Below are 26,230 nucleotides of genomic sequence, written 5' to 3' on the forward strand. Positions count from 1 at the left end.
GCATTCTACTGGAATTGAGGGGCGCTATGGATATCACTGAGTTGCTGGCATTCAGCGCTAAACAGGGCGCATCCGACCTGCATCTGTCGGCCGGCCTGCCACCGATGATCCGCGTCGATGGCGATGTGCGGCGCATCAACTTGCCGGCTCTGGACCACAAGGAGGTGCAGGCGCTGATCTACGACATCATGAACGACGCCCAGCGGGTGGCGTTCGAACAGCACCTGGAAACCGACTTTTCCTTCGAGGTGCCCGGCATCGCACGATTCCGGGTCAATGCCTTCAACCAGAGTCGCGGTGCCGGCGCGGTGTTTCGCACCATCCCGTCCAGGGTCCAGAGCATGGAAGAGCTGGGCATGGGGGAAGTGTTTCACAAGATGACTGACGCACCCCGCGGCCTGGTATTGGTGACGGGTCCTACGGGCTCGGGCAAATCCACCACCCTGGCAGCGATGATCGATTACCTGAACAGCCATCGTCATCACCACATCCTGACGATTGAAGACCCTATCGAGTTCGTCCACGAATCGCGCAAATGCCTGATCAATCAGCGTGAAGTCCACCGCGATACCCGCAGTTTCGCCACAGCCTTGCGATCGGCCCTGCGCGAAGACCCGGACGTGATCCTGGTGGGGGAGCTGCGTGACCTGGAGACAATCCGCCTGGCATTGACCGCTGCCGAGACCGGCCACCTGGTGTTCGGTACGCTGCACACGACCTCGGCGGCGAAAACCATCGACCGGGTCATCGACGTATTTCCCGGGGATGAGAAGTCGATGGTGCGTTCGATGCTGTCCGAATCGTTGCTGGCGGTGGTGTCCCAGACCCTGGTCAAGAAGATTGGGGGAGGGCGGGTGGCGGCCCACGAGATCATGCTCGGAACGTCGGCGATCCGTAACCTGATCCGGGAAGACAAGGTGGCGCAGATGTATTCGTCGATTCAGTCGGGCGGGTCGCTGGGGATGCAGACGCTGGATATGAGCTTGAAGGATCTGGTGACCAGAGGGTTGGTCAGTCGCGATCAGGCGCGGGAGAAGGCGCGGTCGCCGGATAGTTTTTGATGGGGGGAAAAGCAAAAGATCGCAGCCTGCGGCAGCTCCTGCAGGGCTGCGATCTTTTTGATATTGCGGCGAATCAGCGTTGCACAACCCGCATCGCATTCTGTTCTTTTGGCAGAACCCGCTTGGCCACTACGTAGTGTTTTTCCCAATACGGCTTCTTCAAGGTGTCGATGCTCACCGACTTGCCACGGCGTGGTGCGTGGATGAAGCGGTCGTTGCCCAGGTAGATGGCAACGTGATTGACTCGACGGCTCTTGATATTGAAGAAAATCAGGTCGCCCGGTTTCAAATCGTTGCGATCGACTTTCTCGCCGTGACCGCTGGCCATGGCATTGGAGGTCCGTGGCAGGTCAAACGTGGCGTCGTTGAACGCGTATTTCACCAGGCCGCTGCAGTCGAAGCCTTTGCTCGGGCTGCTGCCGCCCCAGCGGTACGGCGTACCGAGGACATTGACGGCGCGGCTCAGCACGTTGCTGCTTTCGCGGGTCGCCATTGGCGGTACCAGGCTGCTGTTGCTGACCAGCTGTGGACCTTGTTTGACCGATTTGCTTTTGCTCGAAGGAGCGGAAGCATGGGATTTTGGGGTGTAACCATTAACGTTCGGAAGACGTTGCTCACGATTGGTGGCGTGGGCGGCCAGTGGCAATAATAGGCAAATGGTTAGCCATGTCTTGAAAAATGGACGCATTAGGCAGGGCTCGTATGTGTTGGCGCGCAACTTTATAACAGCTTTTTTGTCTATTCCGGGGCCGTTGGTCGATAAACCTTGGGGTCAACGGAACCAAATAAGCGGCAAATGGACGCAATTGTCGGACAGAGGCCCGGTGCCATAAGGGTTTGGCGCGAGAGAAGGTAGCACTTGCCATACGTCGGCTGCTCGTAAAAAAGTCACAAAGATTTAAAGAATATTTATCTATCGTGTGAATCGAGGTCCTCCATGAACAGCTATCAAGCGCCTGTCCCGCATCAAGACACCCACAGCAAAGTGATCGGTTACCTGCTGTGGATTTTTGGCTTTACCGGCGCTCATCGCTTCTATTACGGCAAGCCGGTGACCGGGACGATCTGGTTCTTCACCTTCGGTTTGCTGGGGATTGGCTGGTTGATCGACCTGTTCCTGATTCCGGCCATGGACCGTGAAGCGGACCTGCGGTTTAGCGCTGGACCCATCGAATACAACGTGGCGTGGATACTGCTGACGTTTCTCGGGGTGTTCGGTGTGCACCGGATGTATCAGGGGAAGTGGATCAGCGGGTTGCTGTACCTGGTGACGGGCGGGTTGTTCTTTCTGGGGGTGCTGTATGACTTCTGGACACTGAATGACCAGGTTTCCGTGCGTAACGCGCAAAACAGAGGTGCCTTCAAGTAAGTTATCGCCAGCAGGCTGGCTCCCACAGTGGATTTGTGTCGTTCACATATCCTGTGGGAGCTAGCGTGCTGGCGATTGAGGCGCCGCGGTTTACGCCTGGTGGCTGATCCGGCCATCCACCAGCGTGTAGCGCACCACACCTGGCAAGCTGTGCCCAATGAACGGGCAATTCTCGCCCTTGGACAACCAGGTCTCACCGGCCACGGTCGAGGCCGCCGGGTCGAACAGCACGATATCCGCCGCCCCACCCACCGCCAGCTTGCCCGCCGGCAGGCGCAAGGCCTCGGCAGGGCCGGCACTTAGGCGCGCCAGCAGCGTTGGCAGGTCCAGCAAACCGTCTTCCACCAGAGTCATCGCCAGCGGCAGCAGCAGTTCGACACTGCTGATGCCTGGTTCGGTGGCCCCGAACGGCGCCAGCTTGGCGTCCCGTTCGTGAGGCTGGTGATGGCTGGAAATGGCCGAGACCACGCCTGACTTCACGGCGGCACGCAGGCCATCGCGGTCGGCGCGGGTGCGCAGCGGTGGCTGCACGTAATAGAGGCTGCTGAAATCGATCAGCGCTTCGTCGGTCAATATCAACTGATACAGGGCGACATCCGCCGTGACCTTCAGGCCGCGCTGCTGGGCCTGGGCGATCAGGGCGACACCTCGGGCGCTGGTGAGCTGGCTGAAGTGCGCACGCACGCCGGTTTGTTCGACCAGCAGCAGATCCCTGGCCAGGGCCACGGTTTCGGCGGTTTCCGGAATGCCCGGCAGGCCGAGGAAGCTCGCGGTCGGGCCTTCATGGGCCAGGCCGCCTTCTGCCAGGTCGTGGTCCTGGGAGTTGAAGATCACCGTGAGGTCGAAGGTCGCCGCATAATCCAGTGCCCGGCACAGGGTGCGCGTGTTGCGAAAGCTCTCGAGGCCGTTGCCGAAGGCCACGCAGCCGGCATCGCGCAAGGCAACCAGTTCGGCCAGTTGTTCGCCGTCCAGGCCTTTGCTCAGGGCACCGATCGGGAAAACTTTGGTGTTGCCGGCCTCGCGGGCGCGGTCGAGGATCAGTTCGGCGACGGCCGAGGTGTCCAGCACCGGTTTGGTTTTCGGCGGGCAGCACAGGCTGGTGACGCCGCCGGCAGCAGCGGCGCGGGTTTCGCTGGCGATCGAGCCTTTACGGCTGTAACCCGGCTCGCGCAGGGCGACGTTGAGGTCGACCAGGCCAGGGGCAGCTACCAGGCCTTTGGCGTCGAGGGTGTCTACTGCAACGAAACCGGCGGGAGCGGCGCCGAGGGCGACGATCTTGCAGGCTTCAATGTGGATATCAGTCACTTGATCCAGGCCGCTGGCCGGATCGATAACGCGTGCGCCAAGAATGCTGAGCTTCACTGGGCGTTCTCCTGCTCGAATTGGCGCTGCGCAGTCTGTCCGCTCATGGCCATGGACAGCACCGCCATACGAATCGCGATGCCATAGGTCACCTGGTTGAGGATCACCGAGTGCGGGCCATCGGCCACCGCCGATTCGATTTCCACGCCACGGTTGATCGGCCCCGGGTGCATGACGATGGCATCGGGCTTGGCGCCGGCCAGGCGCGCGGTGGTCAGGCCGAACAGGCGATAGAACTCGCCCTCGCTCGGCAACAGGCCGCCGGTCATGCGTTCACGCTGCAGGCGCAGCATGATCACCACGTCGACGTCTTTCAGGCCTTCGGTCATGTCGGTGTAGACCTTCACGCCGTACTGCTCGATGCCGATCGGCAGCAGGGTCTTCGGCGCGATCACGCGGATGTCCGGGCAGCCCAGGGTTTTCAGGGCCAGCATGTTCGAGCGCGCCACCCGCGAGTGCAGGATGTCGCCGACGATGGCCACCGACAGGTTTTCGAAACCGCCCTTGTGCCGGCGGATGGTCAGCATGTCGAGCATGCCTTGGGTCGGATGCGCATGACGGCCGTCGCCACCGTTGATGATCGCCACTTGCGGGCAAACATGTTCGGCGATGAAGTGGGCGGCGCCGGAATCACCGTGGCGCACGACGAACATGTCGGCGGCCATGGCTTCCAGGTTGCGCAGGGTGTCGAGCAGGGTTTCCCCCTTGCTCGCCGACGATGTCGACACGTTCAGGGTGATCACGTCCGCCGACAGCCGTTGGGCCGCCAGTTCGAAAGTGGTGCGGGTGCGGGTGGAGTTCTCGAAGAACACGTTGCACACGGTCTTGCCGCGCAGCAACGGGACTTTCTTCACCGCCCGGGCGCCGACTTCGAGGAACGAGTCGGCGGTGTCGAGGATTTCCGTCAGCAGCTCGCGGCGCAAGCCGTCGAGCGAGAGGAAGTGGCGCAGCTGGCCCTGGTCATTGAGCTGCAGCGGGCGCTTGGTATCTGGAGGCGTCATCGCAAGGGGGACTCTCAATAGGGCGAATTAAAGGGCGAGGTCTTGCAGTTCGAGCTCGAGCTCCGGGCCCGACAGCTTCACCCGCTCGTGGGCTGCCAGGGACAGGGTCGCGCCCACTACGTTCGGGCGGATCGGCAGTTCCCCGGCGTCCAGGTCCAGCAGGCACACCAGCGTCACGCTGGCCGGGCGACCGTAGTCGAACAATTCGTTCAAGGCGGCGCGGATGGTCCGCCCGCTCATCAGTACGTCGTCGATCAGTACCAGGTGCTGGCCTTCGATTTCGAACGGCAGGGCTGACGGGCGCACTTGCGGGTGCAGGCCGTTCTGGCTGAAGTCGTCGCGGTAGAAGGACACGTCGAGTGTGCCAAGCGGTTCGGCGCTGCCCAGCTCCTTGAGCAGGGCCTGGGCAACCCACACGCCACCGGTACGAATGCCGATGTAGCGCGGTTCGCTGATGCCACGGTGTTCCAGGTGTGCCTTGAGATCAGTCGCCATCTGGCTGATCAGTTCGGCGGGATTGGGCAGGCTCATGGTTGCTCCTTCTTGGGCCCGAGCCGGGTCGTTGCCGGAGGTGGCTCGGGTTGTAGCTAAAAGAGACGGGTGACGGCTCTTCAGGATTAGGATTGGAACAATGCGCCGTTCTCGTCGAGCCAGCCTTGCAGCAGCAGGGCGGCGGCGATGGCGTCGACCGGATTGTCACGGTAGCTGCCTTTCTGCCCGCCACGGGCCAGGCGTTCGCCCTTGGCCTCGTAGGTGGTCAGGCGTTCATCGTGGGTATAAAAGGGCAGGTTGAAGCGACCGTTCAGGCGTCGGGCGAATTTTTCCGCGCGGGCGCACATGTCGCTGGGCGTGCCGTCCATGTTCAGTGGCAGGCCGACTACCACGGCGTCGGGTTTCCACTCCTTGATCAGCGCTTCGACCTGATCCCAGTCGGGAATGCCGTTTTGTGCCTTCAAGGTGCACAGCTCGCGGGCCTGGCCGGTAATCACCTGGCCAACCGCGACGCCGATCTGTTTGGTGCCGTAGTCGAATCCCAGAATCAACCGCAGGGCCATCAGGCGTGCCCCGCCTGGCTGGTCAGCAGGCTGAGGTTGACACCCAGGTGCTTGGCCGCCGCTTCCAGGCGCTGCTCGCTGCTGGTGTTGAACAGGATGTCGGCAGCGTACGGGCAGGTCAGCCAGGCGTTCTGCGCCAGTTCGGCCTCCAGTTGCCCGGCTTCCCAGCCGGCATAACCCAGGGTGATCACGCTTTTTGCCGGGCCGACGCCATCGGCGATGGCGAACAGCACGTCCTGGGAGGTCGACAGGGACAGTTCGCCTTCCAGATCAACGGTCGCTTGAAAACTCTGGCCCGTGGGGTGCAGGACAAAACCGCGATCGGTCTGCACCGGGCCGCCGATGAAGATCGGCACGTGCTGGCAGAGCGCTGGTGGTTCGATGTCCGGGCGCAATTGCTCGAGGATATCGGCCAGGTTCAGATCCTGCGGACGGTTGACCACCAGCCCCATGGCACCATTGGCCGTGTGCTCGACGATGTAGGTCAAGGTGTGCGCAAAGTTCGGGTCGACCATGTGCGGCATGGCGATCAGGAAGTGATGCTTGAGGTAGCTGGGGCTGACGTTTTTCATGAGCGCTAGTGTGGCGTTGGAGGGGCGAACTGACAAGCTGGGGATGTGCAGGAAATGCCCAAAATCGCTGCTGGCGACGCAATCCCTGTAGGAGCGAGCTTGCTCGCGATGCTCGTCAACGATAACGCTGCCTGATTGACACTGCGCGGTGTTCTCCAGTTTTTCGCGAGCAAGCTCGCTCCTATAGGGGGATTTGTACTGGTCAGTTGCTTGAGAGGCGATCGCCGCGGGCGAATTTCCAGGTGCGGATGATTTCCAGCCGATCGATGTCCGACAAGTCCCCGGTAAACGGCGCAAACGGCGCCGCCAGGCGCACGATGCGCTGGGCCGCCTGATCCAGCAGCGGTTGCCCGGACGACTCCAGCACCAGCACCTCATACAGCGAGCCATCGCGGTTGATCGAGACCATCAGGCGCAAATTGCCGTAGATCTGCTTGCGTCGGGCTTCGTCGGGGTAATTGAGGTTACCGATGCGCTCGACCTTCTTGCGCCATTCGTCCTTGTACCAGGCGCCCTTGTCTTTCATCGTTGAGGCGGCGCTCAGGCGATGGATGCGCGGGCGCTTGGCGTACAACTGTTGTTCGTTGGCCAGCTCGGCTTCGAGGCTGGCGATGTCGCTGGACAGTTGTTCACTGTCGAAGGTCGGTGCGGCCACGGCGGGTTTGGTGACGGGCTTGGGCTCTTCGGTTTTTGCGGCAGCTTTTTTCGGCTTCGGCGCGACGGTGGTCACGGCAGCCTTGGGCGCGGCTTCCTGGACTTCAGGCTTGGCGGCGGGTGGCGGTGTGACTTTCTGCACCTTGTTGTCCTGGAAGGGCGCGATCTCGGTGGTCTTGGGGATTGCCTTCTTGTCCAGGGTGCCGCTGCCTTGCTGGTTTTCCTGGGCGAGGAAATCGGCCTTTTCCGGCTTCTTTTCGCTCTTGAAGGTGGCGAGGGTGATTTCCAGGGTTTTGCTGATCTGCTTGGGCTCCACCATCGTGAACCCGACACCCAGCAGCAATGCCAGGTGGATCAGTGCCGCCAGGAACAGGGTAAAACCGAGGCGATCAGCCGGGCGCACGCCGTAATGGGCGAGTTCGGGAGGCAGATCGGACGGGAGGGTCATGACAAGGAAACCAACATCGCGTTTTCACAGGCCGCGCATGATAACGCAATGTTGGTTTGGCTTTTCAACGGGCCTTGAGCTTCTGATCGATGGCATCCATCAACATGCCGCCAATATCGGTACCGAACGCGTTGTCGATTTCGCGGATGCAAGTCGGGCTGGTGACGTTGATTTCAGTCAGGTGCTCGCCGATCACATCGAGGCCAACGAACAACAGGCCTTTTTCGCGCAGGGTCGGGCCGACTTGCGCCGCGATCCAGCGATCCTTCTCGGTCAATGGGCGGGCTTCGCCGCGGCCACCGGCGGCGAGGTTGCCACGGGTTTCGCCGGCAGCGGGGATGCGCGCCAGGCAGTAGTCCACCGGCTCGCCGTCGATCATCAGGATGCGTTTGTCGCCATCGACGATGGCCGGCAGGTAGCCCTGGATCATGATCTGCTGCTGGCCGTGCAGGGTCAGGGTTTCGAGGATCACCGAGAGGTTCGGGTGGCCGGCGGTGTGACGGAAGATGGAGGACCCGCCCATGCCGTCCAGGGGCTTGAGAATCACATCGCCATGATGGTCGGCGAATTCGCGCAATACGTCCGGGCGACGGCTGACGATGGTCGGTGGCGTGCACTGCGGGAACAGCGTGGCGAACAGCTTTTCGTTGCAGTCGCGCAGGCTCTGCGGCTTGTTGACCACCAGCACGCCGGCGCTCTCGGCCTGTTCCAGCAGATAAGTGGAATAGACGAACTCCATGTCGAAAGGCGGATCCTTGCGCATCAGGATCACGTCCAGGTCGCTCAGCAGGTTGTCCTGCTCGGCTTCCAGCTCGAACCATTTTTCCGGGTTGGCGAACACTTTCAACGGACGCATCCGCGCCCGAGCCTGACCTTCGGCCTGGTACAGGTCGCGCTGCTCCATGTAGAACAGTTCCCAGCCGCGTTTCTGTGCGGCCAGCAGCATGGCCAGCGAGCTATCCTTTTTATAGGAGATGCTGGCGATAGGATCCATGACAATCCCGACACGAACGCTCATGGGTTATTCCTCGAAATTTGGGGGCAGTGTCGATCCCCTGTAGGAGCGAGCATGCTCGCGAAAAACTCAAGGGCAACGCGTTCATCCTGACAGCACGCATTATCGTTGACGACCATCGCGAGCGAGCTCGCTCCTACAGAGGATCAGCGTATAAAAGTGGCGTCAGAGTGGCGCTGAGTGTGTTCCCGGTCAAGGAAAAACCACTGCCAGGGCCGACCGATAGATTGGATTTGGAGACTGTGCTAAAAAGGCTGCCATGTCGTGCCGGGCCTTGAACATCAAGGCTTTCGAGGGTTCGACGGCCCGCAGAGGGACAAATAGATTCGTAAAGGCGACGGTGGAGCCACTATGCAGCAGCAACCCAGCGCCTTGAAGGTCATGGTGATCGACGATTCGAAGACGATTCGCCGCACCGCCGAAACACTGCTCAAGAACGTGGGTTGTGAGGTCATCACGGCCATCGACGGGTTCGATGCCCTGGCCAAGATCGCCGATCACCACCCCGGGATCATCTTTGTCGACATCATGATGCCGCGCCTGGATGGCTATCAGACCTGCGCTTTAATCAAGAACAACAGTGCCTTCAAGTCCACGCCAGTGATTATGCTGTCGTCCAAGGACGGGCTGTTCGACAAGGCCAAGGGGCGCATCGTCGGCTCCGACCAGTTCCTGACCAAACCTTTCAGCAAGGAAGAACTGCTGAACGCGATCCAGGCCCATGTTCCGGGGTTTGCCGCTGTTTTGCCGCAGTAAGACACCTACAGAGACGCTCGGCCATTGGGCCCTGCGCCGACAAGAATGGGGAAGACCATGGCACGTATCCTGATCGTCGATGATTCGCCGACTGAAATGTACAAACTGACCGGCATGCTGGAAAAGCACGGTCATGAAGTATTGAAGGCCGAAAACGGCGCAGACGGCGTGGCCCTGGCCCGCCAGGAAAAACCTGACGCGGTGCTGATGGACATCGTCATGCCCGGCCTCAACGGTTTCCAGGCGACGCGCCAGTTGACCAAGGATCCCGACACCGGGCATATCCCGGTGATCATCATCACCACCAAGGATCAGGAAACCGACAAGGTCTGGGGCACGCGCCAGGGCGCCAGGGACTACCTGACCAAGCCGGTCGACGAAGACACCCTGATCAAGACCCTGAACAACGTGTTGGCCGGTTGATTCAGCGGCCATGAACGAATCACTGACCGCCTTCGAACTGCTGCTGCAGATCGACCGGCGCTGTCGCTTGCTGGCGGCGGACCTGCCGTCCCAGCCGACCCGGCAGGACAGCTGGAGCGGCATCGGTTTTCGCCTGGGCGAACACGGGTACGTCGCGCCCATGGGCGAAGTCGGTGAGGTGTTGCACGAGCCGCGTTTTACCCAGGTGCCGGGGGTCAAGCCGTGGGTCAAGGGCGTGGCCAATCTGCGCGGGCGCCTGTTGCCGATCATGGATCTGGCCGGTTTTTTCGGCCACGAAACCTCGGCGGCGCGCAAGCAGCGGCGAGTGTTGGTGGTGGAGCATGACGAGGTGTTTGCCGGGTTGTTGGTCGATGAAGTCTTTGGTTTGCAGCACTTTGCCCGGGACAGCCTGGAGCCGGCAGACACGGTGAGCAGCCCGATTTCACCGTTCATCACGGGCCGGTTTCAGCGAGAACAGACCTGGCAGGTGTTCAGCCTGTTTGCGCTGGCGCGGTCGCAGGGATTCATGAACGTAGCGCTGTAAACGCGGACCCATGTGGGAGCGAGCCTGCTCGCGATTGAACGATAACGCGGTGTTCCTCGGATACCGCGGCGCCTGAATCGCGAGCAGGCTCGCTCCCACAGGTTCTTCGGCGAGTATTGAAGGGTGTGGGTTAACAGGCGAAGACCGATGACAAAAGCAAAAGCAGGCAAGCCAATGGAGGCGTCGCGCAGTCGATCGCAGATCATCGCGCTGTTCATCGCCCTGATCATCTTCATCATGTTGTTGTTCGCCAACTTCGCGTACCTCAACACCCAGGCCACCTACGACAAACAGTACATCGGCCACGCCGGTGAACTGCGCGTGCTGTCCCAGCGCATTGCCAAGAACGCCACCGAAGCCGCTGCCGGAAAGGCCGCCGCGTTCAAGTTACTTAGCGATGCGCGCAATGATTTTGCCCGGCGCTGGAGCTATCTGAAGAAAGGCGACCCCGCCACCGGCCTGCCACCGGCACCGGCCAGCGTGCGCCCGGAAATGCGCGCCGTGCAGCTGGACTGGGAACGCCTGCTGAAAAACACCGACGCCATCCTGTCCAGCGAGCAGACGGTGTTGTCGCTGCATCAGGTCGCCGCGACCCTGGCCGAAACCGTGCCGCAGTTGCAGGTCGAATACGAAAAAGTGGTGGAAACCCTGCTGCAACGCGGCGCCCCGGCTGCGCAGGTGGCGATGGCCCAGCGTCAATCACTGTTGGCCGAACGAATTCTAGGCGCGGTCAATACCGTGTTGTCCGGCGACGAAAACTCACAGCAGGCCGCCGATGCGTTCGGCCGCGACGCGGCGCGTTTCGGCCAGGTGCTCAACGGCATGCTCCAGGGCAATACAGCGCTGCGGGTCAGCCAGGTCGAGGACCATGATGCGCGCGCCCGGCTGATGGAAATTTCAGAGCTGTTCGAGTTCGTTTCCGGCTCCGTGGACGAAATCCTCGAAACCTCACCGGAGCTGCTCAAGGTCCGTGAATCGGCGACCAATATCTTCAGCCTGTCGCAAACCCTGCTCGACGAAGCCTCCCACCTGGCCAGCGGTTTTGAAAATCTCGCCGGGGGACGTGACACCGACACCATCGGCGGTTATGTCCTGGGCTTGGCGGCGTTGATGTCGATCATCCTCATCGGCCTGGTAATGGTGCGTGAAACCAATCGCCAGCTGCGCGAAACCGCCGAGAAGAACGAACGCAACCAGAACGCGATCCTGCGTCTGCTCGACGAAATCGAAGACCTGGCCGACGGCGACCTGACCGTGACCGCCACGGTGACCGAAGACTTCACCGGGACCATTGCCGACTCGATCAACTATTCCGTGGACCAACTGCGCGACCTGGTGGCCACGATCAACCTCACGGCCGGCCAGGTCGCTGCCGCCGTGCAGGAGACCCAGGCCACCGCGATGCACCTGGCCCAGGCCTCGGAACACCAGGCCCAACAGATTTCCGAAGCCTCCACCGCGATCAACGACATGGCCGAGTCCATCGACCAGGTGTCGGCCAACGCCGCCGAATCCTCGGCAGTGGCCGAGCGTTCGGTGGAAATCGCCAACAAGGGCAACGAGGTGGTGCACAACACTATCCACGGCATGGACAACATCCGCGAGCAGATCCAGGACACCGCCAAGCGAATCAAGCGCCTGGGCGAGTCGTCCCAGGAAATCGGCGATATTGTCAGCCTGATCGATGACATTGCCGACCAGACCAATATCCTCGCCCTCAACGCGGCGATCCAGGCGTCCATGGCCGGTGACGCCGGGCGTGGTTTCGCGGTGGTCGCCGACGAGGTACAGCGCCTGGCGGAACGCTCTTCAGCCGCGACGCGACAGATCGAGACCCTGGTGCGGGCGATCCAGGCCGACACCAACGAAGCGGTCATTTCCATGGAGCAGACCACCACCGAAGTGGTGCGCGGCGCGCGTCTGGCGCAGGATGCCGGAGTGGCCCTGGAAGAAATCGAAGGGGTATCCAAGACCCTGGCGGCGCTGATCCAGAGCATTTCCAACGCCGCGCAACAACAGACGTCGTCTGCCGGCCAGATTTCCCTGACGATGAACGTGATCCAGCAGATCACCACGCAAACCTCGTCCGGCTCTACCGCCACCGCCGAGAGCATCGGCAACCTGGCAAAAATGGCCAGCCAGTTGCGGCGTTCGGTGTCCGGGTTCACCTTGCCGGCCACCAAGGCACAGGTCACGGACAAAGCTTGAACTGCCCCCGGGCATGGCTATCTTGATTGAAGTGGGGATTGGAGTGGTTATGGGTGATCGGCACGACTATGTGGCCCTCGAATGGGTCAAAGGCGAAATTGCCGAAACGCTGAAGCAGGCTCATCACGCGATCGAAACCCAGCTTGATGACCCGCAGGCGACGCACGCCCTGAGCGAATGCCTGGCGTGCATCCATCAGGTTCACGGCAGCCTGCAGATGGTCGAGTTCTACGGCGCGGCCTTGCTCGCCGAAGAAATGGAGCAACTGGTCACCGCCTTGCAACACAATCGCGTCCATCATCGCGACGAGGCGTTGCACCTGATGCTGCAAGCGCTGGGGCAGTTGCCGATCTACCTGGATCGCGTGCAAGGTGCCCGCCGCGATTTGCCGTTGGTGGTGTTGCCGCTGATCAACGACCTGCGCAGCGCCCGAGGCGAAAGCCTGTTGTCGGAAACCAGCCTGTTCAGTCCGCAGTTGCCCGTCCTGGTGCCCTTGGTCGAAGCGTCCCTGGCGCGACTGGTACCGGCGGATTTGCCGAACATGCTGCGAAAATTGCGGCAGATGCTGCAGATGGCCTTGGTCGGTTTGCTGCGTGAACAGGACGACGACACTCACCTGGAATATCTGGCCAGGGTCTTTACCCGTCTGGAAAGCCTGTGCGATTCAGCACCCCTGAGCCCGCTGTGGCAGGTCGCTTCGGCGTTGGTCGAAGGCATGCGCGCTGGCGCCATCGGCAACAGCCCGGCCTTGCGCAGCCTGTTCAAGGAGGCCGATAAGGAGCTCAAGCGTCTGCTCGAACAGGGTATGCAGGGCATCAATCAGCCGCCGCCACCCGAGCTGCTCAAGAGTTTGCTGTTCTATATTGCCAAGGCCGAACATCCCACCGGGCAGATGCTGACCATGAAAGATCGCTACGCACTGGATGATGCATTGCCTGACAGCGCGATGGTCGACGAAGAACGCGCAAGGTTGGCCGGTCCCGACCGTGACGCCATGCGCTCGGTATTGGCGGCCTTGTGCGAAGAACTGGTGCGGGTCAAGGAGCGCCTCGACCTGTTCGTGCGCAGCGACCGCCAACACGCCTCGGACCTCGACAGCCTGCTGGCGCCCCTGCGGCAAATCGCCGACACCCTGGCGGTGCTGGGTTTCGGCCAGCCACGCAAGGTCATCATCGATCAGCTGGCCGTGGTGCTGAGCCTGGCCCAGGGCCAGCGCGCACCCGATGACGCAATCCTCATGGACGTGGCCGGGGCCCTGCTTTACGTCGAAGCGACCCTGGCCGGCATGGTCGGCACCGTGGAGCCGGAAAGCCAGGAAGACAGTCGCCTGCCCACCACCGACCTGACGCAGATCCACCAGATCGTCATCAAGGAAGCGCGCATCTGCCTGCAGCAGGCCAAGGACATGATCGTCGACTACATCGACGCCGATTGGGACCGACAGCACCTGCTGGCACTGCCGGCCTTGCTGACCCAGGTGCGCGGTGCCCTGGCGATGATACCGCTGAGCCGGGCGGCGAGCTTGATCGAAGCCTGTAATCATTTCATCCGCGAGCACCTGCTGCTCGAACCGGGGCAGCCCGGCTGGCAGGCGCTGGACAGCCTGGCCGACGCCATCACCAGCATCGAGTATTACCTTGAGCGCCTCAGCGACGACCCCCAGGCGCCCGGTGAACAACAGCTCGACGTGGCGCAGCGAAGCCTGGCTGCACTTGGGGTTTTCCCCAGCGAACAACAGGTGCCGGTGCTGGCGGATATCGTGAGCCCAGCCCAGGCACAATCCCTGCGGCAACAGCAGGAACGGGAGGCCCCGGCCATCGTCCAGAGCCTGGCCGATGTGCTGGCCAACCCGGTCTCGGCCCTGAATCCGCCCGCCGTCGACACGCCGGGCAGCCTGCTGCCGCCGCCGTCGGGCGAAGCGCCGGTGGATGAGGAATTGCGTGAAGTGTTCCTCGAGGAAACCGAGGAAGTGCTGGAGGTTCTTCGTGAGTATTTGCCACGCTGGTCGGGCAATCCTGCCAACCGCTCGGCCCTGAGCGAACTGCGCCGCGCTTTCCATACCCTCAAGGGCAGTGGCCGGATGGTGCGCGCCCTGGTGCTGGGCGAACTGGCCTGGGCCATGGAAAACCTGCTCAACCGCGTGCTGGAACAGAGCGTGGAGCCTGGCGCCAGCGTGCACCAGCTAATCGGCGATGTTCTCGATCTGCTCCCGCAGTTGGTGGCCGAATACGCCGCCGATGCCCAGCGCCAGCGTGACGATGTCGACCAGCTGGCGGCCCGTGCCCATGCCCTGGCCAAGGGCGACGCTACGGCAGCCGACGAGGACACCCTGGACGTCGCGGCCCTCGACCCGCTATTGCTGGAAATCTTCCGCAAGGAAGCCGAAACCCATTTGGGTAGCCTCAACCGTTTTCTCGACCAGGCCGCCGAACACCTCCCGCTGCAGGCCAGTGATGAGCTGCAACGTGCGTTGCACACGCTCAAGGGCAGTGCCTCGGTGGCTGGGGTCCTGCCGATTGCCGAGCTGGCGACGCCGCTGGATCAACTGGCCCGGGAGTACAAGGCCCACCTGATCGCGCTCGATCTGGACGAAGTCGAAGTGCTGCTGGAGGCCGAAGGTCTGTTCCGTCTTGGCTTGCGCCAGCTCAAGAGCGATCCGCTGGCCGAAATCCCCGGTGCCCGCGCCTTGATCGAGCGTGCCCGGGCGCTGCTCGCCGAGCGCCTGCAAACCCTCTCGAACACGCCCAGCAGCGGCCTGCGGATCAAGCGCGATCCGCAGCTGATCAACAACTTCCTGGCCCAGGGCATGGACATCCTGCTGGACGCCGAAAGCCTGTTGCGGCGTTGGCAGCAGCATCCGGGCGAGCGTCAGGAACTCAGTGCCCTGCTGGACGAGTTGACCACCCTCGGCGAAGGTGCGCACCTGGCCGACCTGCACCCGGTGGATGAACTCTGCGAAGCCTTGCTCGACCTCTACGGTGCGGTGGAAGAGAGCAGCCTGGCGGTCAGCGAAGCGTTTTTCCATGAGGCCCAAGGCGCCCACGAAGCGCTGATCAACATGCTTGATGAGCTGGCGGCCGGCCAGGAAGTCAGCCCACGCCCGGAGCGGGTTCGGGCCTTGCACGGCTTGCTCGACCAGAGTCTCGACCCCTCGGCCATGGGCCTGATTCGCAGTGACGGCAGTCGCACCTTGAGCATCCGCGAACTGGGCGATGCCACCGCAGAACTGGCACAAACCCTTGTAGGAGCTGGCTTGCCAGCGATGGACGTCAACGATGACGCATTGTCATTGGAGAAACGCGGCGCCTATGAGTCCATCGCTGGCAAGCCAGCTCCTACAGGGGGCCGCGCTACCGGCCTGGACAACGACATCGTTTCGATCTTCCTTGAGGAAGCCGAGGATATCCTCGAAAGTGCCAACCATTCCCTGCAACGCTGGCCCAGCGACCCGCAGAACGCCGCATCCTTGTCGTCGTTGCAGCGCGATCTGCACACCCTCAAGGGTGGCGCGCGGATGGCCGAGGTCGAGCCGGTCGGTGACCTGGCCCATGAACTGGAAAGCCTCTATGAGGGCCTGGCGGATCGCCGTTACAGCCACAGCGAAGCGCTGGCGCAGTTGCTGCAACAGAGTCATGACCGCCTCGCGCAGATGCTTGAACAACTGCAGGACCATCAAGCCCTGGGCGACCCCGGTGACCTGATCGAGGCTATTCGCGCGTTCAGGCAAGGCCACGCAAGCAACGCCGAAGTGCTCGAAGCGGCGGCCGGCAACGACTCGGCCCACCATGACAGCGAGTTGCTGGACATCTTCCTTGAGGAAGGCTTCGACATCATCGAAAGCTCCGGCGCGGCCCTGCTGCGCTGGCAGGCCGAGCCGTCCAGCCGCCAGGAAATGGAAACCCTGCTGCGCGACCTGCACACCCTCAAGGGCGGTGCGCGCATGGTGGAAATCGCCCCGATCGGCGATTTGGCCCATGAGCTGGAATTTCTCTACGAAGGTCTGTCCACCGGCGTTCTGCAACCCACGCCGGCGCTGTTCGAACTGCTGCAGCGCAGCCACGACCGGCTGGCACAGATGCTCGACGCGGCGCGTGCCGGTGAGCCATTACCGCCGGCCGACCGGCTGATCGACGCGATCCAGAACTTCAGTCACCCGGTACTGCCTGGGAGCCCGGCGCCGCTCACCGTTTCCGCGAAAGCCGAGACACCGCTGCTGCAACCCGATGCCGCGGCGGACATGGTCAAGGTCTCGGCGGAGCTTCTCGATGACCTGGTCAACCTGGCCGCTGAAACCTCGATCTTTCGTGGTCGCATCGAACAGCAGGTCAACGACGCTCAGGTGGCGCTCAACGAGATGGAAACCACCATCGAGCGCATGCGCGACCAGTTGCGCAGGCTTGATACCGAAACCCAGGGCAGGATCCTCAGCCGTCAGCAGGTCGACGCCGATCGCCTGGGTTACGAAGAATTCGATCCGCTGGAAATGGACCGTCACTCGCAATTGCAGCAACTGTCGCGCGCCCTGTTCGAATCCGCCTCCGACTTGCTCGACCTCAAGGAAACCCTCGACCGGCGTAACCAGGACGCGGAAAACCTGTTGCAGCAGCAGGGCCGCATCAACACCGAATTGCAGGAAGGCCTGATGCGCTCGCGCATGGTGCCGTTCGAGCGGATGCTGCCGCGCTTGAAGCGCATTGTCCGCCAGGTGGCCAGTGAGCTGGGCAAGGACGTCGAATTCATCGTCGGCAATGCCGAAGGCGAAATGGATCGCAACGTGCTCGAACGCATGGCGGCGCCGCTGGAGCATATGCTGCGCAACGCCGTCGACCATGGCCTGGAGCCCGCCAGTGTGCGAATAGCGGCGGGCAAGCCGGCGCAAGGGCGGATCACCCTGGACCTGTTGCGCGAGGGTGGCGACATCATTTTCGATATTCGCGACGACGGTGCCGGCGTGCCCCTGGAGGCGGTGCGGCGCAAGGCGATCAAGCGCGGCCTGCTCGCCGCGGACAGCGTCATCAGCGACCACGACGTGCTGCAATTCATCCTGCAGCCGGGGTTTTCCACGGCCGAGAAAATCACCCAGATCTCCGGGCGTGGGGTCGGCATGGACGTGGTGCACGAAGAAGTGCGGCAACTGGGCGGCACCATGAGCATCGACTCCGTGCCGGGGCAGGGCGTGCATTTTCGCATTCGCCTGCCGTTCACAGTGTCGGTCAACCGGGCGCTGATGGTGCAATGCGCGGACGATCAATACGCGATCCCGCTGAACACCATCGATGGCATCGTCCGTGTGTTGCCCAACGAACTCGAAGGGCATTTGCGTCTTGATCCGCCGACCTATGAATACGCCGGGCAGCGCTATGAATTGTGTTACCTGGGCGAGCTGCTGAAAACCAGTCCGCGCCCACGGCTGTTGGGCCAGAGCCTGCCGCTGCCGGTGTTGCTGGTGCAATGCAACGAGCGGCACATTGCGGTGCAGGTCGATGCCATGGCGGGCACGCGCGAGATCGTGGTGAAAAGCCTCGGCCCGCAGTTTGCGGCGGTGCAAGGGGTGTCCGGGGCGACGATTCTGGGGGACGGCCGGGTGGTGCTGATCCTGGATCTGCTGGCGCCGGTTCGCGCCATGCAAGCGCGTACGCCGCAGCGACCGGTTAGCCACGAAGTCGAGGTCGAGCCGCAGCGACCGTTGCTGGTGATGGTGGTCGACGACTCGGTCACCGTGCGCAAGGTCACCAGCCGCTTGCTCGAACGCCACGGCATGAACGTGCTGACTGCAAAGGACGGGGTCGACGCCATGCTGCTGCTCGAAGAGCACCGCCCGGACCTGATGCTGCTGGACATCGAAATGCCGCGCATGGACGGCTTCGAAGTCGCGACCCAGGTGCGCAACGATGAGCGCCTGCGGCACCTGCCGATCATCATGATCACCTCACGCACCGGTCAGAAACACCGCGACCGGGCCATGGCCATCGGCGTCAACGACTACCTTGGCAAGCCGTACCAGGAATCGGTATTGCTCGAGAGCATCGCCCTGTGGAGCAAGACCCATGCATGAGCGTCGCCACGACTCGCGCGAAAGCCAGCTCACCGGCCTGCTGCTGCCCCTGGCCGACCGCAACCTGATCCTGCCCAACGTCGCGGTGGCCGAGCTGATCGACTACCAGCCCGCGGCCTTCGACCTGGACTCACCGCCCTGGTATCTGGGACGGGTCGCCTGGCGGGACCGGCAGATTCCGTTGCTCAGTTTCGAGTCGGCCTGCGGGCAGAAAATCGTCATCGGTGAGCGCGCGCGAATTGTCATTCTCAATGCCCTCGGCGGAAGGCATGAGCTGAAATTCATCGCGCTACTGGTGCAGGGGATTCCGCGCTCGTACAAGCTCGACAGTCAGCTGAGCTACGTGGATGTGCCGTTGTGTTCGCTGGAGAAAGCGGCGGTGCAGGTGGCGGACCAAGTGGCGAAGGTGCCGGATTTGCTGGCGCTTGAAGAGTTGTTGGTGAGTGCCGGGCTCGTCTGAAAGGCCCCTTCGCGAGCAGGCTCGCTCCCACAGGGGTACGCATTCCAATGTGGGAGCGGGCTTGCTCGCGAAGGCGGCCTACAATTCACCGAAAACCTGACTGCTAAACCTTGGCCTGCGCCAACGCCTCATGGTGATCCAACGCCCGCTCCACCAACAAATGCACGCCATCGGCCATCCGGCTGAGCGCCAGGGCTACCGAACGCCGCGAGCCTTCCACCCCGTCCGCCAGGTCAGCCGCAATGGCACTGATGGACAGCAGGTCTTCAGAGGCATTGGCCAGAAGCGCCTCGGTGCCGATATCGGGAGAGACGGTGAACAGCTGGAATTTTCGGCGCTTGGCCGGTTTTTCGTGAGCAGGCGGGAAGTAATGGGAGAGGGCGCGGTCGGCGGCTTCTTTGAGTTTTTCGTCTTCGACGCAAGCTTGGGGATCTGTGTCTGGGGGATTGGGAGTTACTTTGAACATGCTGAATCTCCGCTTAATGAGTTTCAGCTGCTCCATTCGGTTACCAGGCGAAGGGGTGGCAGCTGTACGCGGGCTGGAAACCCGGGCAAACGGACAAAACCCGGCAGACCCAAAGGTCTCCCGCGCACAGCCGCCATAACGGAGTGCACTCAATAAAGGTGCGCAAGCATACGTTATGAAAGGCGTTTTTGCCTCGTTATCACCTCGGGTTTCCAGGCCCGGTCGCTGAATTGGCAGCGACACTCCAAACAATAAAGATCAACGCAAAAGCGCACCAGTCAGCGCGTTCCTGCATTTCTGTAGGCAGCGATGTCAGGCGTTGTAGCCTTCCATCCTTTTCGCGGACAAATGTTTAAACACAAAACCCGATCGGCTGGCGAAGAGTCTCCAAGGTACAAGAGTCCCCAAAAGGGACCGATCGGTCCTTTTTTGGGACTATTCGACTATTTAATTCCGGCCATCGAAAGCAGTTGTGACTATTGCGGCCCATTCGCGGGCAAGCCCGCTCCTACAGGTATTGAGGTTGCCGCAGATGATTGGCAATACACGGACACTGTAGGAGCGGCGGTGCGACGATTCGACTTGCCCGCGAAGGCGTCAGCCCTGACAACGCAATTTTCCCGGTTCATTAACCTGAGCGTAACAATCCACCACTCTGCTTGATTGATGCCCCCACCCAACGCTCCTACTGTGTCCCCCACGACAGCGAACCCGTGGAGTGGTCATGACAACAACAATATCCCCCGACTCGCGATGGACGCGGCGGCGCAGCGAAAAGCAGCGGCGTCTTGCGCAGGTGCGAGACCTGGCCGACGGTGTGGTGTTGCCCACCGACAAGATCGTGGCGGCGCTGGAGGCGTTGATCCTGCCCGGCGATCGTGTGGTGCTGGAGGGCAACAACCAGAAGCAGGCGGATTTTCTTTCCCGTTCCCTGGCCAAGGCCGACCCCGCGAAGCTGCATGACCTGCACATGATCATGCCCAGCGTCGGTCGCTCCGAGCACCTGGACCTGTTCGAACGCGGGATTGCGCGCAAGCTCGACTTCTCCTTCGCCGGCACCCAGAGCCTGCGCATCAGCCAGTTGCTCGAAGACGGCCTGCTGGAAATCGGCGCGATCCACACCTACATCGAGCTCTATGCGCGGCTGGTGGTCGACCTGATTCCCAACGTGGTGCTCAGCGCCGGCTTCATGGCCGACCGCGCCGGCAACATCTATACCGGGCCGAGCACCGAAGACACCCCGGCGCTGATCGAGCCGGCCGCCTTCAGCGACGGCATCGTCATCGTCCAGGTCAATCAATTGGTGGACGATGTCAGCGACTTGCCGCGGGTCGACATTCCCGCGTCCTGGGTCGATTTCGTGGTGGTGGCGGACAAGCCGTTCTACATCGAGCCGCTGTTCACCCGCGACCCCCGGCACATCAAGCCGGTGCATGTGCTGATGGCGATGATGGCGATTCGCGGGATCTATGAAAAACACAACGTGCAGTCGCTCAACCACGGCATCGGCTTCAACACTGCCGCCATCGAGCTGATCCTGCCGACCTACGGCGAATCCCTCGGCCTCAAGGGCAAGATCTGCCGCAACTGGACGCTCAACCCGCACCCGACTTTGATCCCGGCGATTGAAAGTGGCTGGGTCGAAAGCGTGCATTGCTTCGGCACCGAACTGGGCATGGAAAACTACATCGCCGCTCGGCCGGACGTGTTCTTCACCGGGCGCGACGGCTCTCTGCGCTCCAACCGAATGTACAGCCAGCTGGCCGGGCAATACGCGGTGGACCTGTTCATCGGTGCGACCCTGCAAGTCGACGGCGATGGCCATTCTTCCACCGTGACCCGCGGTCGCCTGGCCGGTTTCGGTGGCGCGCCGAACATGGGCCACGACCCGCGCGGTCGCCGGCACGGCACGCCAGCCTGGCTCGACATGCGCCACGCCGATGCGGCCGAGCCGATGCTCGAACGCGGCAAGAAGCTGGTGGTGCAAATGGTCGAGACCTTCCAGGAGGGCGGCAAACCGACCTTCGTCGAAACCCTCGACGCGGTGGAGGTGGCCAGGAAAAGCGGCATGCCGCTGGCACCGATCATGATCTACGGCGACGACGTCACCCACCTGCTGACCGAAGAAGGCATCGCCTACCTGTACAAGGCCCGTTCGCTGGAAGAGCGCCGGGCCATGATCGCCGCCGTGGCCGGGGTGACCGCCATCGGCCTGCGCCACAACCCCAAGGACACCGCGCGCATGCGCCGCGAAGGCTTGATCGCCTTGCCCGAAGACCTCGGCATCCGCCGCACCGACGCCACCCGCGAATTGCTCGCGGCCAAAAGCGTGGCCGATCTGGTGGAGTGGTCGGGTGGCCTCTATAACCCGCCCGCCAAGTTCAGGAGCTGGTAATGCACGCACTCAACCTGCAAGTGAAAACCCTGAGCCTGGCCGAGCGACTGGCGGACCTGGCAGTGGACGCGCTGATCGACGAAGCGGACCTGTCGCCGAAACCGGCGCTGGTCGACCGTCGCGGCAATGGTGCCCATACCGATTTGCACCTGGGTCTGATGCACGCCTCGGCGCTGGCCTTGTGGCCGGCGTTCAAGGAAATGGCGCAAATCGCTATCGAGATTGGCGAGGTCGGCTTGCCGCTGCGCGAGGCCATTGGCCTGATCGGTCGTGAAGGCGAACAGGCGATGCTCGCCACCACCAACGGCGTGAATACCCATCGCGGGGCGATCTGGGCGCTGGGCCTGTTGGTCGCCGCGGTTGCGCTTGAGCCGCAATCCAGCGCCGCCGGCTCTGTCGCCTTGCGCGCCGCACGCCTGGCCTTGCTCGATGATCGTTACGCACCGCGTCCGCTGAGCCATGGCGCCCAGGTCGCTCAACGCTACGGAGCGCGCGGTGCCCGTGAAGAAGCACAGCTCGGTTTCCCGGCGGTGACCCAGCGCGCGCTGCCGCAACTCAAGTGCAGCCGCGCGGCCGGCCATGGCGAACAGAACGCCCGGCTCGATGCGTTGCTGGCGATCATGACCAATTTGGCTGACACCTGCGTGCTGTATCGCGCCGGTGAAGAGGGCCTGCACACCATGCAACTCGGCGCCCAGGCCGTGCTCGACGCGGGCGGCAGCGCCAGCCTCGCCGGGCGTCGTCGACTTCATGAGCTGGACCAACAATTAATCGCATTGAATGCCTCGCCCGGTGGTGCTGCCGACTTGCTCGCAGCCTGCCTGTTCATCGATCGTATCGAGTCCGGCGACGACATCACCCAGGGAGCGTTTTGATGGAAACCTTATCCTTTGAATTCCCCGCCGGGCAGCCGCCGCGCGGTCGCACCCTGGTGGGTTGTGTCGGCTCGGGCGATCTGGAAGTGCTGATCGAACCGGGTCAGGCCGGCAAGCTGACCATCACCGTGCAGACCTCGGTCAATGGCAGCGAACAACGCTGGCAGCACCTGTTCGCACGGATGTTCGACGGCCAGACCCCGCCGGCAATGGACATCGATATCCACGATTTCGGCGCCACACCCGGCGTAGTCCGCCTGCGCCTGGAGCAGGGCTTCGAGGAGATCGGCCATGACTGACAGCACAGCGCTTCTACACAAGCACAGTTTCGTCGAACTGGGCGCGCGGCAACGGGCCAAAGCCTTGCTCGATGCCGGCACCTTTCGTGAATTGCTCGACCCGTTCCAGCGGGTCATGTCGCCATGGCTGTCGCGCCAGGGTGTGGTGCCGCAGGCCGATGACGGCGTGGTCATCGCCAAGGGCAGCCTTGAGGGTTTGCCAGTGGTAATCGCGGCCATCGAAGGGGCCTTCCAGGGCGGCAGCCTCGGTGAAGTCGGCGGGGCGAAAATTGCCGGTGCACTGGAACTGGCCGCCGAGGATAACCGCAAGGGCATCCCGACCCGCGCCGTGCTGCTGCTGGAAACCGGTGGCGTGCGTTTGCAGGAAGCCAACCTCGGGTTGGCGGCGATTGCCGATATTCATGCGGCGATTGTCGATTTGCGCCGGTACCAGCCAGTGGTTGGCGTGGTGGCGGGTAGCGTCGGTTGCTTTGGCGGCATGTCGATTGCCGCCGGGCTGTGCAGCTACCTGCTGGTGACCCAGGAAGCGCGGCTCGGGCTGAACGGCCCGCAGGTCATCGAGCAGGAGGCGGGGCTCGAGGAATACGATTCGCGGGATCGCCCCTTCATCTGGAGCTTGACCGGAGGCGAGCAACGTTTTGCCACGGGGTTGGTGGATCGCTATGCCGAGGACGACGTGGCGCAGATTCGCCAGCAGGTCGGCGAACTGCTCAAGCAAGGGTTGCCTGCCCAGCAACGCAGTTCTCAGGCCGAGCTGTTTCTGCATCGGCTGGCGCGCCTGGACGCCGAACCGCAAATCGAGCCGGCTACGGTTCGCGACCTGTATCAAGGAGAGCGCTCATGAGTGCCTATTCCCTCAGAGGCTTGAACTGGTTCAACGCCTTGGCTGCCGATGCCCGGCCAGTCGACGGCCTGCCGGCCTCGCTGAAAGTGGCGGATGGATTTCTAGGTGAACAAGCTGTGCGGTTTATCGCCGTCGTGGCCGATCCGGACAACCGTTTTGTCCGCGCCCGTCATGGCGAAGTCGGTCTGCTCGAAGGCTGGGGCCTGGCCAAGGCGGTGGACGAAGTCATCGCAGCCGACCAGGGCCAATCGCAAAAACGCGCCTTGATCGCCATCGTCGATGTGCCGAGCCAGGCCTATGGCCGCCGTGAAGAAGCACTCGGCATTCATCAGGCGCTGGCCGGTGCCGCCGACAGCTATGCTCGCGCCCGTTTGGCTGGGCATGCCGTGATCGGTCTGCTGGTGGGCAAGGCCATGTCCGGGGCCTTTCTCGCCCATGGCTATCAGGCCAACCGGCTGATCGCTCTGCGCGATCCGGGCGTGATGGTGCACGCCATGGGCAAGGCCTCGGCGGCGCGGGTGACCTTGCGCAGTGTCGAAGAACTGGAAACCCTGGCCGCCAGCGTGCCGCCGATGGCCTATGACATCGACAGTTATGCCAGCCTCGGCCTGCTCTGGGAAACCCTGGCGGTGCAGCAGATCGAACAGCCAACCGCGGCGGATCTGGCGCGGGTGAGCGAGTGCCTGGCGCAGGCGATTGACGATGTTGCGCGCAATGGCACTGATCTCAGCGGTCGCCTCGGGGCGGCCAATCGTGCGGCCTCGAGCAAGGTCCGCCAATTGCTGAGAGAGCAGTGGTGAGCAGGTTCCTGGCCCACGACTTGCTGTGGGGCATGACCCCGCAGCAGCTGCCCGTGGATGCGCCTGCCTGGGTGGTCGAGTCGATCGGCACCGGTCAGCCCGTGGTGGTGCGACGTGCGCTTTCGACGGCGGATCGGATTGCGGTCGGCGTGCGTGGCCGTCTGCGTGAGCAGCGCTATGGGACTTCGATGGCGATTGCGGCGATAACGCGTCGGGTCAGTCCAGAAGAGCTTTGTCACGTCGAAATTCACCGAGACCTGCCGGCGCTTCAGGCCTTGGCTCAATTGCGCCCGGCACTCGATGCCTGCGGCTGGGTCTGGGGTGTCAGCGGCAGCGCCGGGTTCGAGTTGGCCAGCGGCTTTGCAGCGCTGCATGAGGCCAGCGATCTGGACCTAATTCTGCGCACGCCACAACCGCTGGCACGTAATCAGGCTCGGGAGCTGGTGGCGTTGCTCGATGCGGCGCCCTGTGTGGTGGACATGCAATTGCAGACCGCGTTTGGCGCCGTTGCCTTGCGTGAATGGGCGGGCTCTTCCACTCGGGTCCTGCTCAAGAATGCGACGGCAGCCTGCCTGGTGATCGACCCATGGAACCCACAGGAGCAGGCAGCGTGAGCAGCTTGCTGGTGTTCCCGGGCCAGGGTGCGCAGCGGCCGGGCATGCTCCAGGGTTTGCCTGGGGAAACGCTGAGCGAAGCCAGCGATGTGTTGGGCGAAGACGTACGGTTGCTGGACTCTGCCCAAGCGTTGCAATCGACCAGGGCAGTGCAGCTCTGCCTGCTGATCGCCGGTGTGGCGGCTGCACGGCAGTTGTCATTGCCGGCCGATTACGTCGCCGGGCTTTCCATCGGGGCCTACCCGGCCGCGGTAGTCGCCGGTGCCCTGGATTTTTGCGATGCGCTGCATCTGGTCAGCCTGCGTGGTGAGTTGATGCAGCGGGCGTATCCACAGGGTTACGGGATGACCGCGATCATCGGCCTGGAACTGGCGGTGGTGGAGGGCTTGCTGGCCCAGGTTCACAGCGTCGATACGCCGGTTTACCTGGCCAATATCAACGCCGACAACCAGGTGGTGATTGCCGGCAGTGACACTGGAATGAAAGCGCTGGCTGAATTGGCAAGAGCGCGTGGGGCAGGGATGGCCAAGCGTCTGGCGGTGAGTGTGCCGTCGCACTGCCCGCTGCTGGATGCGCCGGCGCAAACCCTGGCCGAGGCGTTCGCCAATGTGACGCTGCAAACGCCGAAGATCGGTTACCTGAGCGGCAGTCGCGCGCGTCCGGTGATCAAGGTCGACGCTTTGCGCGACGACCTGGCCTTCAACATGTGCCGCGTGGTGGATTGGCGCGGCACGGTGCAAAGCGCTTATGAGCGCGGCGTACGCCTGCAGATCGAACTGCCGCCCGGTGCGGTGCTGACCGGGCTGGCGCGCCGGGTGTTCGAGCAGGGCACCGTGATCGCTTTCGACGGTGCCCGGCTCGATACCCTGCAGGCGCTGTTGCGTGAGGAGGGACTGCGCCACCCCTAGACACCCTGAGGCTTCGAACAACAAGAACAACATTCGACGATGCACT

The 26,230-nt window shown here is 62.7% G+C and carries 24 protein-coding genes; 15 read left to right on the forward strand and 9 right to left on the reverse strand.

Annotated elements, in window-relative coordinates; genetic code table 11:
* The first annotated feature begins 26 nt into the window (after positions 1-26).
* Positions 27-1,061 carry a type IV pilus twitching motility protein PilT gene (locus tag ACYP2Q_RS10755; protein ID WP_459730419.1) on the forward strand — a complete coding sequence of 345 codons (1,035 nt, stop codon included), beginning with the start codon at positions 27-29 and terminating at the stop codon, positions 1,059-1,061.
* A gap of 73 nt (positions 1,062-1,134) precedes the next feature.
* Here the strand turns inward: ACYP2Q_RS10755 and ACYP2Q_RS10760 are convergent, their stop codons facing one another.
* Complete coding sequence (locus tag ACYP2Q_RS10760) at positions 1,135-1,749, reverse strand: C40 family peptidase (RefSeq protein WP_459730420.1); 615 nt, start codon at positions 1,747-1,749, stop codon at positions 1,135-1,137.
* Positions 1,750-1,998: 249 nt separating this feature from the next.
* Between ACYP2Q_RS10760 and ACYP2Q_RS10765 the strand changes: the two genes are divergently transcribed.
* Positions 1,999-2,430, forward strand: coding sequence for an NINE protein (locus ACYP2Q_RS10765; RefSeq protein ID WP_459730421.1), 432 nt, complete (start codon positions 1,999-2,001; stop codon positions 2,428-2,430).
* Positions 2,431-2,520: 90 nt separating this feature from the next.
* Here ACYP2Q_RS10765 and ACYP2Q_RS10770 read toward each other — a convergent pair whose 3' ends face one another.
* The 7 genes from ACYP2Q_RS10770 to gshB all read right to left on the reverse strand — a co-directional run bounded on the left by ACYP2Q_RS10770 (position 2,521) and on the right by gshB (position 8,540).
* Entirely contained in the window at positions 2,521-3,792 is a 1,272-nt protein-coding gene (locus ACYP2Q_RS10770; protein WP_459730422.1) for a dihydroorotase, read from the reverse strand.
* A complete protein-coding gene (locus ACYP2Q_RS10775; protein WP_419117583.1) occupies positions 3,789-4,793 on the reverse strand; it encodes an aspartate carbamoyltransferase catalytic subunit in 1,005 nt (334 codons plus the stop codon). The genes ACYP2Q_RS10770 and ACYP2Q_RS10775 overlap by 4 nt, the downstream gene beginning before the upstream one ends.
* A gap of 27 nt (positions 4,794-4,820) precedes the next feature.
* Complete coding sequence (gene pyrR, locus ACYP2Q_RS10780) at positions 4,821-5,324, reverse strand: bifunctional pyr operon transcriptional regulator/uracil phosphoribosyltransferase PyrR (protein ID WP_459730423.1); 504 nt, start codon at positions 5,322-5,324, stop codon at positions 4,821-4,823.
* An 86-nt stretch (positions 5,325-5,410) separates the two neighbouring features.
* A complete protein-coding gene (gene ruvX / locus ACYP2Q_RS10785; protein WP_408599230.1) occupies positions 5,411-5,848 on the reverse strand; it encodes a Holliday junction resolvase RuvX in 438 nt (145 codons plus the stop codon).
* Positions 5,848-6,420, reverse strand: a complete 573-nt coding sequence (locus ACYP2Q_RS10790) for a YqgE/AlgH family protein (protein ID WP_459730424.1) — start codon at positions 6,418-6,420, stop codon at positions 5,848-5,850. Before ACYP2Q_RS10790 ends, ruvX begins: the two co-directional genes overlap by 1 nt.
* Positions 6,421-6,622: 202 nt before the next feature.
* Positions 6,623-7,522, reverse strand: a complete 900-nt coding sequence (locus ACYP2Q_RS10795; protein WP_459730425.1) for an energy transducer TonB — start codon at positions 7,520-7,522, stop codon at positions 6,623-6,625.
* Positions 7,523-7,586: 64 nt separating this feature from the next.
* Positions 7,587-8,540 carry a glutathione synthase gene (gshB, locus tag ACYP2Q_RS10800; RefSeq protein WP_008063478.1) on the reverse strand — a complete coding sequence of 318 codons (954 nt, stop codon included), beginning with the start codon at positions 8,538-8,540 and terminating at the stop codon, positions 7,587-7,589.
* A 348-nt stretch (positions 8,541-8,888) separates the two neighbouring features.
* On the opposite strand from gshB, the gene pilG reads away from it, so the two are divergent.
* From pilG to ACYP2Q_RS10830, 6 genes are all read left to right on the forward strand, one after another.
* The gene (gene pilG, locus ACYP2Q_RS10805) at positions 8,889-9,293 is read left to right on the forward strand and encodes a twitching motility response regulator PilG (RefSeq protein WP_459730426.1); all 405 of its coding nucleotides are present in this window, start codon (positions 8,889-8,891) and stop codon (positions 9,291-9,293) included.
* 57 nt (positions 9,294-9,350) lie between these two features.
* On the forward strand, positions 9,351-9,716 hold the full coding sequence (gene pilH / locus ACYP2Q_RS10810) for a twitching motility response regulator PilH (RefSeq protein ID WP_085716385.1): 366 nt from the start codon (positions 9,351-9,353) through the stop codon (positions 9,714-9,716).
* 10 nt (positions 9,717-9,726) lie between these two features.
* Complete coding sequence (locus ACYP2Q_RS10815; RefSeq protein WP_459730427.1) at positions 9,727-10,260, forward strand: chemotaxis protein CheW; 534 nt, start codon at positions 9,727-9,729, stop codon at positions 10,258-10,260.
* Between the two features lie 147 nt (positions 10,261-10,407).
* On the forward strand, positions 10,408-12,468 hold the full coding sequence (locus tag ACYP2Q_RS10820; RefSeq protein ID WP_459730428.1) for a methyl-accepting chemotaxis protein: 2,061 nt from the start codon (positions 10,408-10,410) through the stop codon (positions 12,466-12,468).
* Between the two features lie 49 nt (positions 12,469-12,517).
* Positions 12,518-18,523, forward strand: a complete 6,006-nt coding sequence (locus tag ACYP2Q_RS10825; RefSeq protein ID WP_459730429.1) for an Hpt domain-containing protein — start codon at positions 12,518-12,520, stop codon at positions 18,521-18,523.
* The gene (locus tag ACYP2Q_RS10830) at positions 18,516-18,983 is read left to right on the forward strand and encodes a chemotaxis protein CheW (protein WP_459730430.1); all 468 of its coding nucleotides are present in this window, start codon (positions 18,516-18,518) and stop codon (positions 18,981-18,983) included. Before ACYP2Q_RS10825 ends, ACYP2Q_RS10830 begins: the two co-directional genes overlap by 8 nt.
* A gap of 103 nt (positions 18,984-19,086) precedes the next feature.
* Here the strand turns inward: ACYP2Q_RS10830 and ACYP2Q_RS10835 are convergent, their stop codons facing one another.
* The gene (locus tag ACYP2Q_RS10835; RefSeq protein WP_459730431.1) at positions 19,087-19,449 is read right to left on the reverse strand and encodes a DUF6124 family protein; all 363 of its coding nucleotides are present in this window, start codon (positions 19,447-19,449) and stop codon (positions 19,087-19,089) included.
* A gap of 724 nt (positions 19,450-20,173) precedes the next feature.
* Here ACYP2Q_RS10835 and mdcA point away from each other — a divergent pair.
* From mdcA to mdcH, 7 genes are read left to right on the forward strand one after another with little or no spacing between them, the layout of a single operon-like run.
* Positions 20,174-21,844, forward strand: a complete 1,671-nt coding sequence (gene mdcA / locus ACYP2Q_RS10840; protein WP_459730432.1) for a malonate decarboxylase subunit alpha — start codon at positions 20,174-20,176, stop codon at positions 21,842-21,844.
* On the forward strand, positions 21,844-22,719 hold the full coding sequence (locus ACYP2Q_RS10845; RefSeq protein WP_459730433.1) for a triphosphoribosyl-dephospho-CoA synthase: 876 nt from the start codon (positions 21,844-21,846) through the stop codon (positions 22,717-22,719). The genes mdcA and ACYP2Q_RS10845 overlap by 1 nt, the downstream gene beginning before the upstream one ends.
* Positions 22,719-23,018 carry a malonate decarboxylase subunit delta gene (locus ACYP2Q_RS10850; RefSeq protein ID WP_034147532.1) on the forward strand — a complete coding sequence of 100 codons (300 nt, stop codon included), beginning with the start codon at positions 22,719-22,721 and terminating at the stop codon, positions 23,016-23,018. The genes ACYP2Q_RS10845 and ACYP2Q_RS10850 overlap by 1 nt, the downstream gene beginning before the upstream one ends.
* Positions 23,011-23,862 (forward strand): biotin-independent malonate decarboxylase subunit beta, encoded by an 852-nt coding sequence (locus ACYP2Q_RS10855; protein WP_459730434.1) that lies wholly within the window; start codon positions 23,011-23,013, stop codon positions 23,860-23,862. Before ACYP2Q_RS10850 ends, ACYP2Q_RS10855 begins: the two co-directional genes overlap by 8 nt.
* Positions 23,859-24,662, forward strand: a complete 804-nt coding sequence (mdcE, locus tag ACYP2Q_RS10860) for a biotin-independent malonate decarboxylase subunit gamma (protein WP_459730435.1) — start codon at positions 23,859-23,861, stop codon at positions 24,660-24,662. The genes ACYP2Q_RS10855 and mdcE overlap by 4 nt, the downstream gene beginning before the upstream one ends.
* Complete coding sequence (locus tag ACYP2Q_RS10865; protein ID WP_459730436.1) at positions 24,656-25,276, forward strand: malonate decarboxylase holo-ACP synthase; 621 nt, start codon at positions 24,656-24,658, stop codon at positions 25,274-25,276. The genes mdcE and ACYP2Q_RS10865 overlap by 7 nt, the downstream gene beginning before the upstream one ends.
* Positions 25,273-26,184, forward strand: coding sequence for a malonate decarboxylase subunit epsilon (gene mdcH, locus ACYP2Q_RS10870; RefSeq protein ID WP_459730437.1), 912 nt, complete (start codon positions 25,273-25,275; stop codon positions 26,182-26,184). The genes ACYP2Q_RS10865 and mdcH overlap by 4 nt, the downstream gene beginning before the upstream one ends.
* Positions 26,185-26,230: the final 46 nt, after the last annotated feature.

The organism is Pseudomonas sp. MHK4 (assembly GCF_054600775.1).